14 protein-coding genes are annotated in these 15825 nt (G+C 36.0%); 1 reads left to right on the top strand and 13 read right to left on the bottom strand.

From position 1 onward, the window contains the following. Positions 1 to 36: 36 nt before the first annotated feature. From IPK35_14190 to IPK35_14180, 3 genes are all read right to left on the bottom strand, one after another. Complete coding sequence (locus IPK35_14190) at positions 37 to 1098, bottom strand: SMP-30/gluconolactonase/LRE family protein (protein ID MBK8054372.1); 1062 nt, start codon at positions 1096 to 1098, stop codon at positions 37 to 39. Positions 1099 to 1286: 188 nt separating this feature from the next. Beyond that, complete coding sequence (locus IPK35_14185; protein ID MBK8054371.1) at positions 1287 to 2552, bottom strand: hypothetical protein; 1266 nt, start codon at positions 2550 to 2552, stop codon at positions 1287 to 1289. A gap of 183 nt (positions 2553 to 2735) precedes the next feature. Further along, positions 2736 to 3329, bottom strand: coding sequence for a glutathione peroxidase (locus IPK35_14180; GenBank protein ID MBK8054370.1), 594 nt, complete (start codon positions 3327 to 3329; stop codon positions 2736 to 2738). 89 nt (positions 3330 to 3418) lie between these two features. Here IPK35_14180 and IPK35_14175 point away from each other — a divergent pair, with 89 nt between their 5' ends. After that, the gene (locus tag IPK35_14175; protein ID MBK8054369.1) at positions 3419 to 3712 is read left to right on the top strand and encodes a DUF721 domain-containing protein; all 294 of its coding nucleotides are present in this window, start codon (positions 3419 to 3421) and stop codon (positions 3710 to 3712) included. 5 nt (positions 3713 to 3717) lie between these two features. Here IPK35_14175 and IPK35_14170 read toward each other — a convergent pair whose 3' ends face one another. The 10 genes from IPK35_14170 to IPK35_14125 form a co-directional block, all read right to left on the bottom strand. Then, on the bottom strand, positions 3718 to 4188 hold the full coding sequence (locus tag IPK35_14170; GenBank protein MBK8054368.1) for a hypothetical protein: 471 nt from the start codon (positions 4186 to 4188) through the stop codon (positions 3718 to 3720). Positions 4189 to 4234: 46 nt separating this feature from the next. Beyond that, positions 4235 to 5119 carry a hypothetical protein gene (locus tag IPK35_14165; GenBank protein MBK8054367.1) on the bottom strand — a complete coding sequence of 295 codons (885 nt, stop codon included), beginning with the start codon at positions 5117 to 5119 and terminating at the stop codon, positions 4235 to 4237. Between the two features lie 80 nt (positions 5120 to 5199). Beyond that, positions 5200 to 7539, bottom strand: coding sequence for a CotH kinase family protein (locus IPK35_14160; protein ID MBK8054366.1), 2340 nt, complete (start codon positions 7537 to 7539; stop codon positions 5200 to 5202). Positions 7540 to 7737: 198 nt separating this feature from the next. Then, positions 7738 to 10194: a hypothetical protein gene (locus tag IPK35_14155; GenBank protein ID MBK8054365.1), complete on the bottom strand. Its 2457-nt coding sequence runs from the start codon at positions 10192 to 10194 to the stop codon at positions 7738 to 7740. Next, entirely contained in the window at positions 10151 to 10828 is a 678-nt protein-coding gene (locus IPK35_14150) for a hypothetical protein (protein ID MBK8054364.1), read from the bottom strand. Before IPK35_14150 ends, IPK35_14155 begins: the two co-directional genes overlap by 44 nt. A 92-nt stretch (positions 10829 to 10920) precedes the next feature. Then, positions 10921 to 11655, bottom strand: coding sequence for an outer membrane lipoprotein-sorting protein (locus tag IPK35_14145; protein MBK8054363.1), 735 nt, complete (start codon positions 11653 to 11655; stop codon positions 10921 to 10923). 314 nt (positions 11656 to 11969) lie between these two features. Then, complete coding sequence (locus tag IPK35_14140) at positions 11970 to 12686, bottom strand: SOS response-associated peptidase (protein ID MBK8054362.1); 717 nt, start codon at positions 12684 to 12686, stop codon at positions 11970 to 11972. A gap of 128 nt (positions 12687 to 12814) precedes the next feature. Next, positions 12815 to 14134 (bottom strand): Fic family protein, encoded by a 1320-nt coding sequence (locus IPK35_14135; protein ID MBK8054361.1) that lies wholly within the window; start codon positions 14132 to 14134, stop codon positions 12815 to 12817. Positions 14135 to 14245: 111 nt separating this feature from the next. Beyond that, the gene (locus IPK35_14130) at positions 14246 to 14884 is read right to left on the bottom strand and encodes an SPOR domain-containing protein (GenBank protein MBK8054360.1); all 639 of its coding nucleotides are present in this window, start codon (positions 14882 to 14884) and stop codon (positions 14246 to 14248) included. Between the two features lie 207 nt (positions 14885 to 15091). Then, complete coding sequence (locus IPK35_14125; GenBank protein ID MBK8054359.1) at positions 15092 to 15823, bottom strand: RluA family pseudouridine synthase; 732 nt, start codon at positions 15821 to 15823, stop codon at positions 15092 to 15094. Positions 15824 to 15825 lie beyond the last annotated feature (2 nt).

Below are 15825 nucleotides of genomic sequence, written 5' to 3'. Positions count from 1 at the left end.
GAGGTTGTGAAAATACCTATATCACTGTGGTAGACACTATTTAATAGCACTCTTTGAATTATCCAAAATCAATATACCGTCTTCAAAGACACTTCCTACCAATATTTTATTTTTGTAGGCAGCGGCAACTGATGAGCCTGAAAAAAGAACTCCATCGTTTATATAATAGTTTTTTATAGTAGGATTTTCCAAATTATTCAGTTCTATTTTAATTACATGTGACGGACTTTTCTTATTGGCATCGGCGGCATGACTGAGAAATTTCAATAATTTAGGGTGGGCACCAACCCAAAGATGGCCTTCTTCATCCCATTCCAGATTATCCACACCAGTATTACATTTGATTTTGCCGGTCATTTGGAAAGGTTCTATGTCATAGACATGAATACTTCCGTCAGTACATGCAGCCACAAATAATTTTTTACCGTCCCGATCTATTGTTATCCCATTTGCATAGCGTATGTCATTAGCGAGAATTTTTACAGTATTTCCATCATAATGACCCACACTCCCTGTCCCAATTAACAAAAAGTCTTTTATTGTTCTTAGTGCTCCTATTTCTTCACTATGATCATTGGTGAAATAAAAAGTATTGGTTCCCGTAGCCACAATGTCATTAGGACTTATGAATAGATTACTTTTTATCGTCTGGACATGGATAAGGGAAGTATCTGTATAACGAAACACCTCTACAAAATGCCCTTCTTTCCTATGATTGATCACATGAAGCCACTTTGTTGTGTCTGTGGGATCAACATATAAAGAAATACCATGCGGCCTGAAATCTTCCTGCTTGAATGCGCCTGTCAGATTTCTCGCTTCAATATCCATTTTATTTAAGTCAAGTAAATAGATGGCTCCTTTTATGTCTTTTCCAGCGGCTATTCCTCTTCTGTCACAAGTAGAAACAAAAGCTTTTCCACTTTTTTGGTCAATAGTGATGTCTTCGGCACCGATCAGACCTTTGATTATTTTCTCATTATATTGGCCATTCATTTTGATGGTACTGAAAAAGCCTGCATACCATAGAGATCTTAGGGTCAGCATCACTATGACCAATAGAAATATTAGCAGGATTTTTTTTAATAAAGATTTCACAAACATGAAAGGTCAAAACTCAAAGATAAAGCAATATGTGATATTTTATAAACAATATCAAAATAAAATGTTGATGCCACTCCCTAAATCAATAAGGAATGGCATCAGAAAATCTTTTTTAAAAGAATTTAAATTTAAAATACCCGAAGATATATCTTTAAAATCTGAAATGATAATGTAAATCAAACTTAGAATTTTACATCAAATGTATAACTGTCCAGATTATCTGTAGTGGTTATTTTGACATTTTTCACGATGAGCAAAAAGTGTTTGTCACCATTTTTTACAACAAACACATCACCTACAGCAACTTTGTCTGATACATCCCGATTTCCTGTGGTGCTTTTTAGAGTGAAATTTGTTCCGTTACCGAATAGGGATGCAATCTGCTCACTAAATGCCACATCTTCAAACTTGAAAGTTTCAGGGATTCCATTTTTTCCTTTGATGATATATTTTATTACGGATCCATTCATTCCTGATATCTGCTGCTTCCATGTCGGGTCATTGGTGAGATTTACAATACCTTCATCTCTTATTTCCGCTGTAGCTGTTGTTGGATCAGAAGTTACAGTTCCTGTGCTTTTACCAGTATCAAGGTCCAAGCCACCCTGGCCGTCCGGTCCAGACTGATTGAGCAGTATGCTCTGAAGCATAGTTACTTTTTTACCTACTGTAGCAGTGATGTTTTTACTTGATGAAAGACCAGTAGCGTCAATAAATTTAATAGTGTACTTATAAATACCAGGTGTTAATGGAGCTCTGATGATAATATCTTTCTCTAAGTTATCCTTGTCTGCTGTTGGAATGGCATATGGGTTGGCATTAAAAGGTTTCGTAAGTTCCTGATAAAAAAACCTTGAAGAATCTTTAGCCCTGACATCATCTATCAATACTTCTATAGATTGCAGTGGGGCAGTTCCTTTTGCAACTTTAAATTTTGTTGAAAAAAGTGCATTTACATTGACATCAACTTTATGGTCTACTGTTGGTTCAGAAATGATTGGAGGTGTTCCTTTGGTAGTGATATTGATTGTTTTACCTGATTGATTTCCAGCATCATCTGCTATAGTAAATTTGTAGGCTTTTGTTGATACATCAGTGTGGACCTTGATGGTAACTTTAATATCTAGTGTTGAACTCGTAGCTCCTGTAAGCAAAAGTGGATTTGCACCGCCACCTGTTGAGAAGGTTAATCTGCCGATATCAATTCTGTTTCCGGCTTCTTCTATCGTAAGTGATTTCATAGGGTTTGTACCTTTGGATGCAGTAATCTGTACTGTAAATGATTCCCCAATGTTGAGTGTGGCATCTCCTGATGTAATTCCTGTTCCGGAAGCCAGATTTACCACGGGAGGATTGACGGTAGGGTTGATGATACCTTCCTCACCACATGAAACTAAAAAAAGCGAAATAATTAGTAAACTAAATGAAATTTTAAAAAAGTTCCTCATAATAAAGTTAAATTTTGATTATTTAAAATAAATAAAAATTGGTTTGAAAAGCTATTGATAATAAAATTAAAAATCAATATTTCATCAAACCAATTTCTTAAATTTATAAAACTATAGACGAAAAAGGATCCAAATGTCACATATGTAATATCTGGTTTAACAATTATTTATGATATAAAACTTTTACTTGATAGCAGCCAAAAACTCCGGGCTGTCAGGTTTGATCTTGGGGCCAAAATAATTTAATAATTTGCCATTTTCATCCACAAGGTACTTGGAGAAATTCCAACTAGGTACTGTGTTGTTCCAACCATTTTGCGCAGGATCGGTAAGCCATTTATAAATTGGGCTTTGATCGTCGCCTTTCACATCAATTTTATCAAACATCTGGAAAGTGACGCCATAGTTTTTCTGACAAAAGGATTCTATTTCTTCTGCAGTGCCGGGTTCCTGCCCTAAGAACTGATTGCAAGGAAATCCCAAAACTTCAAATTTTGAGTTGTTTTTTTCGTAAAAGGCCTGCCAGTCAGCATATTGAGGTGTGTAACCACATTTTGAAGCTACATTCAGAATGATGATTTTTTTACCTTTATATTTTTTCATTTTTAATTCATTTCCATCGATGTCAATTGCAGTTAATGAATGAAAAGAAATTGTGTCTTTTGCATTCTTTTTTAAAATATGTTTTGGTGCAGTAAGTACATTTTCTGAATTGAAAAAATTGCCAATTAAACTTGTAACTGATAAAAGCATGATGATTAGAATTTTTGAAAACATGATTTGTAATATTATTGAATGAATGCCAACTAACATAGTCCTGCCAAAATTGTTCAAAACAATGATATAATTTATTATGTTAGATACTAATGGGAAGACACAATGACAAGCCGATAAGAGATGTTCTTCATGAATTTCTGCAGTCCAACTCCAGAGTCGGAAAAGGATATGCTACTGTCAGGATAGAAGAAATTTGGAAAAATCAGATGGGACTTACTATAGCTGGCTATACGAGTAAGTTATATTTTAAAGATGGCTTACTGAAGGTGTATCTGACATCTGCTCCGTTAAAAAAAGAACTGCTGATGGGAAAAGAGAAAATAATAAATATTATCAATTCTGAGGTCGGTGAGGAATTAGTAACTTCCGTTGAAATTTACTGATGATTTTAAATGAGTTTTATTATTTGGTTTTTGATGGATGAGGCAATTGACTTATGACCAACAAAAAGTATAATGAGTGTTATAAATAGTATAGTACCTCCAGTGATTAAAAATCCATAATATGTTTGTCCTAATACATGTCCAAGGTATAAAGCCAAAGATACTGTCAAAAAAATAAACACCAAAAACACTAACGCAAAGAGTATCAGCACATAAACCAATGATGCCAGAATGATCGACATTTTTTGTGCTATCAAATCTGACAATGAATTTACCTGACTCTTAGAATATGAAACTACTTCATCTACGAGTCCATCAACCTGTTCCAGAATGATAAATTTTAGCGATGTATATAGAGAATGACTGAATGTATCAGAAGTATCCACACCATTTTTTTCATTGATACGTCTTTCAATTTCTTCAACTATTTTTAACAATATCAATTTAAGGATATTAGCCCATTTACTGAAATTCATTATATGCAGCAATTATTTAATATTTAAAACGCAATAATTGTGCCATTTACCCCATGTGATTTTTCATGACTGAACTGAAAGATGGCAGGAGAGAAACGGGGCATGTTTTGTTTTTGATTTTTGTTACCAAAGTTCCGTTTAGAAATGAAACCCAACCATCTTTTTGCTGATACCACTTGCTGTTAGGAGTGTGTGTAATGTAAGGAAGGGAATCATCATTGGCCGGAATATCTTGAAACATATCCCAATATCTTGGGTTGGCACAACCAGTGATAATGATTTCCGGATGATAGTTTAATGCAATGTACTCTGTTGGGCCTTTTTCATTAAGCTTTTGAAAAAACCATGAATCCATAAAAGGCATATCCTGTTGATTTGACTTATTATACTGATCAACAATGGCAGTGATTAAACTAAGTTGATCTTCGCTGAGAAACAAGGAAAAAAAGTTTTTATCATTGGGTCTCAGTCTCATAAATGTAAATACAAAAGCATTATATCTACTGTCAGCTATGAGGTGGTGATTTCTTTTTGACCATTGATCATAAGGGGTTTTATTGGGTATCAAAGCTGGTAGCATGGTACAGTCAAAATTCTTAAAATCCAAATCTGAACAATAGAAATAATTGTTTTTGATATCCCACTCACAACCTATCCAGAGAAAATCTCTGTTATCAGGTTTCCAGAATGGTGAGCTGCATGCTTCAGGATCTATGAGCAACCTGTTTTGTCTGCAGAATTCGTAAAATAAGAATTCTGCTATTTTGCCCTTAGTTATGTTATTGATTCTTGCAGTCAGCTTTGATTTGTCCATCCTGTTGTAGGTAAATGCGACAGAAATCAAAGCATACTTAATAGCTTGATTTGCAAAGATTTGATATTCCTGTGCGTCTATATTTTTGAATATAATTACTTCTTCCTGCGACATCATGTGAAAATATCACATTTTTTCGAAATGTCTACAAAATATGTTGATTTTTTTTCATTTTGTATCCACTTTTATACTCCTGATCATTTTGTGATGATGAGTTTTTTAACTTCATGATTGGACTTGATAATGTAAATTCCCGGAGTGCTTATTTCAATATTCAAATCTACATGCGGACCAACTGTCTGATCGGTTATCTTTGTGCCACTCATGTGGTAAAGAGATATGTTTTGCGAGTAATCAGCATGATTGGAGATGGTTACTAATCCCGGTGAAGCTGGATTTGGGTATACTTTTAAATATGATTGTACAATATCCTGTACTGAAGAAGTTCCATCATTATTTACACCAAAGGTATGGTTGCCGATTACAAAATTTCCTGTTCCGTTGGGTATTCTTGCAGCGGACTTATTGGTAGTCTGAGCACCGAAACTGATACTATCGAGCATGACAAGATTATTGTCCAAAAGGTAAATAACTTCACCACTAGCTGAAAGTTTGAAATTGGCATGTAATGGGCCCTGTTCCTGATCTTCATCTGCCCAAACAATAGCATAGCTTTTAGCCTTAATAATTGTATTGGTCGGAAATTGAAATTTTTTAAGGTTAAGTGGGTTGTCTGTGATGTAATAACCACTCATGTTGATATCTTTATCCGTGAGGTTATAGAGCTCTATCCAATCTTCTATTTCACCAACTTCATCTTTCACAGTGTTATCATTAGAAGCCATAAATTCATTGATTACAACGGTTTTTTGAGTGTTTTGAAGTGTTCCAACCTGATATATGAACAGTTGATGTTCTGCACCTGAAGGGAAAAATGTTTTAGTTCGGGCATTGTCATTTCCGGTGGCTTCAATATAAAACTTTACCAAAGAACCAGCCTGTGCCCTGGGTAAAGAGGCTGTAAAAATTCCATCGTTACTTTTTGCATCATGGCCTTGACCATTGTCCAGCATATTGATAGTATTAAATGTGCCTGACAGTCCTGTACCATAATGAAGAACTACTTTGTTGATACCTGAGGTGAAATTTACCGAAGCTGTTACTACAACATCACTTTCAGGATACACTTTAGCCCAATCTTCATTATTGACTCTATATTTTGCTTCACTGATGACCGGTGCAGCTGCTTTAACTTCACTATTAGATAGTAAATAATTTTTTCTTCTTGTTATGAAATCCTTCAGCGCGATGATTGCACTGTTAAAAGCAGATTCTGATGTTACTTTCTTCGTATCAGCTATGACGGCACTTCTAATGAGGTTGACATAATTTTCAATGATTGGGTTGGATTTTGATTCATCCATCAGTTCAGATATGATAGTGCGCATGTGGGCAAGATATCTTTGTCTGAATGCCGGAACAGCAAGTAGTTTGTTGAGAAGCGGATAGTTTGGTTTAGATTCATTATAAAAAGGAGACCATTGGGTGATCTTTTGTGTTGAAAAAGTACTGTTGGCATCATAATCATATGAAGTCCATCGTTTTGTTTCAGCGTCCATGTACAGATAATAATCCATTTTACCTTTAAATACATAACTGTCATCATCTGTAAATGCGATTTCACATGCCAGATGCCAGAGAATTTTGTCAATGTCCAATACCTTGGGTGCTTCTATCTCCAGATTTGTGCCGCTGTTGTTCAGTACATTACATGCTTTCACCAGTTCTTGCCAGGGCTGTGCCATGTCTGTGCTTTTGAGAGTATAATATTTTTGATACAATGCAGTGTCTGCTCCCAGATAATTAAAACCGGCAGTACCATCACCCCATTGACCACCAGGCCCGCCCGGACCAGTGGAAGTACCATCAGGCCTGTCTGCTCTGATGTTGATACCATCATTGCTTTCATACCACTCTTCGATAAAATCTTTGTTCAACTGCTGGACATTTAGATAGATTCCCCAGTCTTCATCATTGATATATACCCGCACAAAATTTGCCCTTGCAGATTGACTATGATTTCTGATAAGTCTGTAATAAAGCACCTCTCTCATAAAAGAAGGATCCTGAAAAGAGTTATTTAAGTTTAGGGTTTTGTAGCCTGCCAGTTTTTGATCATCCTTAAAAGCATCCATTGAGATATTGAAGGATTTTTTTGGGGTATTGTTGGAAAAATATGACGTTTGTCCTTTAAATCTGATGCCTACACTATCGTAGTCTATGCCTTTGTATTTGAGCCTGCAAGGGATATCGATTTTGCTGTTGTAATTTTGAGTGAGTTTGTTCCAATAATCTGCTTGAGAAAAATACAATCGGATATCTTCTACCTTAGATTCGTCGTAAAGACCCTTGGATGATTGATCTCCTGCTATCAAATACTTACCATCATTCGAGATGCGCCACTGTGCGGGAATTTTTTGGCATATGGATATCAAATGAGTTGAAATAAGTAGAATAATTAGATATAGATATTTCATTTGTGTTTATTTGTGAAATGAGTTGAATGTGTAAATTTATGTAACTTGATGAGTAAAGACACTTTGGTATCCGGTTAATAAGTATAAAATATATCAAATGTACTCACATTATTGCAAAAAAAAAAGCCACACTTTTTTTAAGCATGGCTTTTTGATCATATTTTTTTTGAAATGACTTTTGAAATCCCTGAGTATTTTTTAGGCTCCCGTGACTTCGCGAGCCATAATCTTTTTAGTTATTTTTGCTTTTTCGAGCACTTTGTTCAGGTCTTCGGACTTTTTCACAGACACTTCCACCTTTGTTTTTGCTTCGGTAAGCTTTTTGTTCAGCAAACTCAAATTGGCAAGTTGTGCACCTGAAGGTTTACCGGCATACGACGCCACTTCTCCATACAAAGCTGCTATTTTTTCTCTAAGTTCAGGTTCTGCTGCGCCCACATAGTTGTCGCCTTTTGTCACCACAAGAGTACTTCTTAAAGCTTCGATTTCTTTTATATAGCCATCCAAATTAAGTTGTTTTGAAAGTTTTTTATCTTTGATCAATGGTTTTATCTCCTCTGCTGTTTTTTGCAACATATCAAGTCTATCCACTTCAAAGGCTAAAATTTCGTTCATTTGGTATAGCTCCATGCCTTTTTCATCTTTCAGTTTTCTGTCAGCTTCGGAATGAATGGAGTTTTCATCGTATTTGATTTCAATCTCCTGATTAAACTCTTTATTGCCTTTTGTGATCTTAACATTATATTTACCAGCAGGTACTGTCAGTCCAGAAAATGCCCCAAACGTAAAAGTTTTTCCCTTGGCAGTTTTAGGAGGAGGCAGGACGTAGTTCCAGAGAACTTCATTGATTCCTTTGCTTTTACCGGGGACGAGATCTGCAACTTTTTTTCCTTCATTATCAAAAATTTCCATTGTCATCTTGCCGAAAGTGTGCCTTTTATTCATAAAATACACAATTCTTGCTGCTGAAGTAGGATTGTCTCCTACATATTCACCTACGTTTGGAAAGTTTTGGAATGATGCACTTTCATTGATGGTTGCAGGTTTTACTGATATGAAATCCAACTCTTTTTCAAGTGCTTCTTCAGTAATTGCCCTAAGTGGTGTGACATCATCTATGATAATAATACCACGGCCGTGAGTAGCCATAACAAGGGCATTTTCAGTCTGTTGAATTGCTAAGTAATGTACTGCAACAGGTGGCATATTGTTTTCAAATTTTGCCCAGTTTTGCCCTCCGTCCACAGTAACATACAAGCCAAATTCAGTACCTAAGTATAACAAATTTTTGTTTTTTGGGTCTTCTTTGATACATCTTGCAAAAATGGGAATCTGACCATTGACCACCGATGACCAGGACTTTCCTAAATCTGTGGTTTTCATGACGTAAGGCTTCATATCATTTTGTGTATGACCATGAAAGACCGCATAAGCTGTGTTTACATCAAAATTGGAAGGTTCGATAAAATATGCCCATGTGTTTTTCGGTACTCCTTTGATATTTGAGGTTACATTTGTCCATGATTTGCCTCCATCAGTAGTGACTTGAACATTGCCGTCGTCAGTACCCGCCCATATGACATTTTTATCTATTGGCGATTCATTGATTGTAAAAACAGTACAATGATTTTCGGCACCTGAATTATCTGCACTCAATCCACCAGATTCTTCCTGCATTTGTTTTGCAGGGTCGTTTGTTGTAAGATCCGGTGATAGTTTACGCCATGTCTCACCTCTATCGTCCGATACGTGGATAAACTGGCTGCCTACGTACACCCTGTCAGGAAAATGCAGGCTAGTCGTCAAGGGTGCATTCCAGTTGAATCTTAGTTTAGGGTCTCCATCTTCAGCATAAGGTTTTATTGTTTTAGCCTGACTTTTTGCTACATCCACCCGCCAGATATTTTCAGCTCCCTGCATTTCAGAATATACAATATTGGGATCTGATGGGTGTGGATATACTCTGAAACCATCGCCGTATCCGACAGAAATCCAGTCACTATTTTTAATTCCTCCCGGTCTTTTACTTGGGCCGACCCACGATCCGTTGTCCTGCAAGCCACCATATACCCAATAAGGCTTACGGTTGTCTGTAGACACATGATAATATTGTGATAGTGGAAGTCCTTTGACCATTTCCCAAACGGAGCCGCCATCCCACGATCTGTAGACACCACCATCTGTGCCAACCACAATTTTATTGGAATCATGCGGGTCAAATATAAAATCGTGAAAATCAGAATGAATGCCACCTCCTATGCTCCTGAAGGTTTTCCCGCCATCCTTACTTATGTAGCCTTGAAGTCCCGCCTTGAGTATTACGTCGGGATTTTTTGGATCAATCACAATTCTTGAAAAATAGAATGGCCTGATAACCAATTCAAAATCACCATTCAGCTTTTTCCATGATGCACCTGCATCTTCCGATTTGTAAAGACCTTTATCCGCAGGTTTTTCGGTTTCAAGGACGGCATAAACTACGGATGGTTTTGATGGTGCAATGGCAACAGTGATTCTACCAAGCTTTCCGGACGGAAATCCATTGTGGATTTTATTCCATGTTTTACCACCATCAAGAGTCTTGTATAAAGCAGAGTTGGTACCACCGGAATTAAACGAATATCCTGTTCTTCTGAATTCCCAAAAAAGCAGCATACATGATATCAGGATTGGTAGGATCCATGACTAACTCAGAGCAGCCTGTGGTATTGTTGATGAAAAATATTTTATTCCATGTTTTTCCACCATCATTGGTTTTATAAACTCCACGATCTTCACTATCGCCCCACAAAGCTCCCAAAACTCCTACATACACTTCATTGGAATTTTTTGGGTGGACTATGATATTGGAAATTCTCTCTGATTTGGCCAATCCCATATTGGTCCAATTCTGGCCGCCGTCCTTGGATTTGTAAATGCCATCTCCCACACTCACACTGTTTCTTGTCCATGTCTCTCCGGATCCTACCCAAATGGTTTTATCAGGGTCACTCGGATCAAGGGCTATAGCACCGATACATTGAGTATGTTTGTCAAATATTGGATTGAATGTAATTCCGGCATTATTTGTCTGCCAAACGCCTCCGCCGGCTGCAGCTACATAAAATATTTTCGAGTCTTTTGGGTGGGCTTCAAGGTCAACAACTCTTCCACTCATCACTGCTGGTCCAATCTGTCTGGCTTTGACTGCTCCAAAAATTTCATCACTTTTCAGTGGAATGGCTTTTTGTGAAATCAGCACATTTGAATATATAAATAAGAATATAAAAGTATAATAAATTGGCTTCATAAAAATTGTATTTTGGAATTGAGAATTGTTAAAATAAAAAGATAACTACCTTATTACATGGTAGTTATCTTTCTGATAGTAGGATATTTTAATTAATTTCCTTCCGGAAACTTAAATACACTGTCATCTATGGCCACATTCAGCTCAATAGTCTTTATAGCAATGCTGGCTTGGGTAGTACCTTCAAATTTTTGATCCATTGTGAAGGGCATCATTAAACCATTGACTTCCTGATAATCTGACATCACTGTTTCAGATGATTTACCTTTAGCCGGACCTTTTTTTACCACATTTCGTACCATGATGGGTACAAAGTTTTCCTTGTCAAAAAAGTAAATGGAAGCGTTTTCCTCTTCTTTGCCGTCAATCATGACTGGTTTTTTTGTTAATTTGATTTTGAAACAATCTGTTCCTTCTACAGTTTCAGAACCCTGAAGTTCTGCTTTATATCCTTTTTCATTATATTTTAAGAACGGATCAGGAAAGTCACCAAATTCTGCTTTTGATATGGCATTGTCTTCAGCTTCCATTTTTTCGGCTTTCATGGTCATAAAGTTAGTCTGCCAACCGGTTTCACCATCAAAAGCAGGTTGAACTATTGAAAGTCCCTGGAAGGTTATTTCAACTTTTTGTTTCATAGGTTTTGAAAGTATAACTGCGGGCAATTCCATACCTTGGGTTTTAACCAGGACTGTTGATTTCATTGTAGTGATTTTAGACCAGGCATCACGACCTCCGGTACTTTCAAAATATTTATTGATGATTTCATCTGCAGTCTGAGCAAATATACAATGACCTATGATCATAAAAGATCCGAAAAATAGCATTTTTTTGAAATTCATTTTTTTAATTGTTTTTAGAAGATGATAAATAATGTGATTTAAACTCGACCTTTAACATGCGGTCATGCAAATTAGTTCTCAAAAGTGGTGAAATGTCATCATTCCAGATATAAAAATCGACAAACAGTCGATTACAAAGGATTTACAGACGTTTTAAGATACTTTGGGTTGCTAAACAGGATTAAAAAGATTCTTTATACATACGACCTTTTTAATAGTGTTAATAAAGTTCAATATACTGCCTTTTTATCGTCAATACGAGTTCAAATCAGCTGTGATGTAAGGATAATGCACTTTTGTCAAAAGAATAAACTTGTCTGAATTGGTTTAGGCTCATTTTTTACGGGTACTATAAGAGAAGGCTCATTTATTCTGACACTATTTACTTTATCGGATACCGGATATACTTCCATACTTTCCGAAGGGTAGGGTATTAGTAATTGGAGTGCTTCATGTGGTTTAATAACCGGGTCCAGCCAGAGTTTTTCATTTTCTGGAAGCAGAATTGCCGGCATTCTGTTATGTACTTGTTCCATCAAGCTATTGGGAGGGCCAGTAATCACAGTATAAGTGTATATGAGTTCCCCTGTATCGGGCGATTTCCAGCAATCCCACAAACCTGCTACGGCAAATATGGCCTGGTCTTTGGTGACGATCCTGAAAGGTGCTTTATGTTTTCCATCTGTCTTCCATTCATAAAATCCATCCATAGGGACAATACATCTTTTTGCGTTCAATAGCGATTTGAAGGCAGCCTTTTCATCAAGTGTTTCTAACCTGGCATTGATCATCTTAGCACCAGATTTACTGTCTTTTGACCAAAAAGGTACGAGTCCCCATTTGAATAAGTGGAGGTGGCTTGGGTCTTCGGATGTTATGATCGGATGCATTTGCGTGGGAGCGACGTTAAAATTGGGCAGAGGATTGTACCTTTCCAGCTCTTCGCTGTAAAAAGTCGCTTTAAATCGCTCTTCGATTTCTTTTTCGGTCTTAGTAAGGGAAGATCTTCCGCACATTTTTCTTATATTAAGCAATAAACATAAAAGTAAATAATAGTGTGCAAATTTCGCTAAATTTCGAATAACTGAGGACAAATATCTCCCGATATTTCATTGTATTCTGGAAGCTAAGTTGAACAGGTTTTTTATTTTATATTCTTTTTGATTTCATCAACCACTTGTTTGCCCCATTCATTCACGATTGTTTCGATTTCTTGATCTGAAAGTTTTTCACTGTATAGTTTATTTAGTTTCAATTCTTTATTTCCTGCAAAAGTAATCTCATATTGATAAGTGTTTATTTTGATTTGAATATGATTATTTATATCAAATATGTCTAACTTATTTTTTTTATATCTTAGCAAAGATATCTTCAAACTCAATATTTGAACATGATCTTCTTTAAGAACATTTATTTTCAAATTGTCAAAATTGGCATGTTCATTTTGGAGGAAAGCATTTAGTTCTCTATTGTCTAATAAGATATTAATTTGAACTTGTTCAAAAAGGTGATTTAATTGTCCTTCAGCTTTTTCTTTTATGGCCCGAAATAACGGAAAAAAACTATCCATAAATCTCAAAACTGTAACTTCTAACGTTTTCCTTTCTGGAATGGTATCATTTGATTTTGCCAAAATACTCAATTCTTTTTCCCAATCATTTGGTTCTTCTATACTTTCGCCTTTTGCGGCCTTGATAGATATTTCAAGGCTCCATATCACTTGGTCAGCTATATAGTCAATGAATGCTTCACGATCTCCCACATCTGCCAATCTCAATGCATTTAAATACTTGGTTTTGTCCACTGATCTGATTACTAAAGGTGGATAGCCGAACCGAAGTAAAATAAAGTTCATCATAAGCCTGGAAATCCTGCCATTACCATCATCAAATGGATGGATAAGCACAAACTTATGATGAAAAATAGCTGATAAAGCTATCGGATGTAAACCCGATTTTTTATCATTGTACCAATCCAATAGTTCCTGCATTTTGGCGGGTACTTCAAAAGGTTCAGCATAATGGAAAATTTCACCATTTGCCAATCTAACTGAATTTGGCATTTCTTTATATTCGCCTACCTTTATTATTCTCCTTACAGGCAGACCATCAGGTGTTTGTGCATCCTTCCAAAAGTCTTTGACAAGTATGAGTTTGTTTAATTCCTTAATATCTACTTGACTGATGTCACGATCTCGGCTTACTGCCCATTCCTTTACCAATGCGAAAGCTGTATCATGAGCTTTCATTTCTTCCATTTCCCTAAATGTATAGCTATTGGCCACAATATCCTTGAGCAAAAGGGCTTTTGTATCTAAGTAGGTGATAGTATTTCCTTCAAGATGATTAGAATTATAACTAAATTCCAGGCGGAATTTCTCATCCAATCTCCGTCGATCGTGGTCAGAGATGTTGAGTGTCTCAAATTCTTTTTTTAGTGTGTTTATTTTATCAAATTTGTTCATAATCTATTTATCACATATTCGATAGTTTGCCCTTGTAGTAAGCTAACAAAATGAAGGCACAGGCACAGTAATCATAGCAGAGCAACTGACTAATTCATTTCAAATCAATACTCATCTGGTCTTCACAAAACAATCAATTCCATTTTTCTTCAATGATGCAGATTCCTTTTGTGCTTCTGCTTGTGAGGAGAACTGTGCTGCAATAGCTGAATGATAACCAGCCCCGTCAAATATCAGAACTTTTGCATTGGTATACCCCATTTTTTTTAACTTTTGCACCATTTTGTCTGCATTTTCTTTAAGAAGATAACTGCCGCAAATGACCATAAAACTACCTCCGTCACCTATGTTTGCTTGTGTATTTCCAGTAGAAATCTTAGGTTTTGGTCTGGTGTCTGCATTTACATTAGGTTTTTTTTCAAGTGCCTTAGTATCGATATTTTCATTCTTTGTATCAGATGGACTAGTAGTTTTTTTATGCCCTTTTAGGGCGTCTACTTTTTTGTCAATATCATTGTAATCGATATTTTCACCATCCAGATCATCATCATTTATTAATGAAACACTGTCTGTTGCCAATCCTGATGCAGTAGAATCAGAAACTTGCAAATCTCCTGTATTATTTTGAATAGTATCTTTAGAGTTTAGACTATTTTTGTTTTCTGATTCTGATTTTAGAATGGCAGTAATCCAGAAATATAAGACAAGGATGAAAAATGCATGTATTGAAATTCTTAATAATCTACCCATGCTGCATTTATGTAAGTTATATTCAAAAGATATTAGATTGAGTCCGACAAGGTGAATTAATTTGAATTCAGGTGCTGATATAAAATGATATTAATTGTACGTCACATGTTATTAAAAGCACAAAAATCCAAACTATAAGTCAAAGTTATAGAATTTTTCAAAATAGAAGCACAAATCTTTGATAAAAATAGTAAAGGAAGATTAAGGCTACATTTTAATCCATTTTTCCATTTGGTTGATTACAGCCTGAATGTCTTTAGGCAAGGGTGATACGAACTCAAGCTTTTTTTTGTTCACAGGATGGATCAGGACTATTTTTTCAGCGTGTAGCGGTTGTCTTGTTATCAGCGGTTTTTCTTCTTCAAATTTACCAAGGTTGAATTTTTTTTGTTTGATTTCAGATAGGAAGAAAGCTTCTCTGTTACCATATAGTGGATCCACAATCAATGGATTGCCCAAGTATTGCATGTGTACACGTATCTGATGCGTCCTGCCTGTATAAATCCTGATGTATAGCAGAGAATAGGATTTAAAATTTTTGACAATTTTATAATCTGTGACGGATTCTTTACCTCTTGGATGTGCCAGCATTTTACCTCTTGTGACGGTTGATTCTGCCAGAGGAACATCGATTCTGCCACTTTCCGGTGATGGTACACCATCCGTTAAGGCATAATAGTATTTTTCAACTTCCCGGGACTGAAATGCTACCGAAAGGATTTTATGACTTTCTGCATTTTTTGCAAATACGTTCACACCACTCGTAAACTTATCCAATCTATGAACAGGAATAATTTCAGGATATAACTTTTTTAAGATTCCGGAAAGATTGGGTATCTGCGGATTGAACCTATCCTGGATGGTCAATACGCCAGCAGGCTTGTCAACAACAAGCAAATCATCATCCTCGAAAATAATTTTAAGGTCCTTATAATTCAAAA

The organism is Saprospiraceae bacterium, assembly GCA_016713025.1.
In the GTDB taxonomy this organism is placed as follows: domain Bacteria; phylum Bacteroidota; class Bacteroidia; order Chitinophagales; family Saprospiraceae; genus OLB9.
This window is presented reverse-complemented; position numbering and strand designations above follow the sequence as displayed.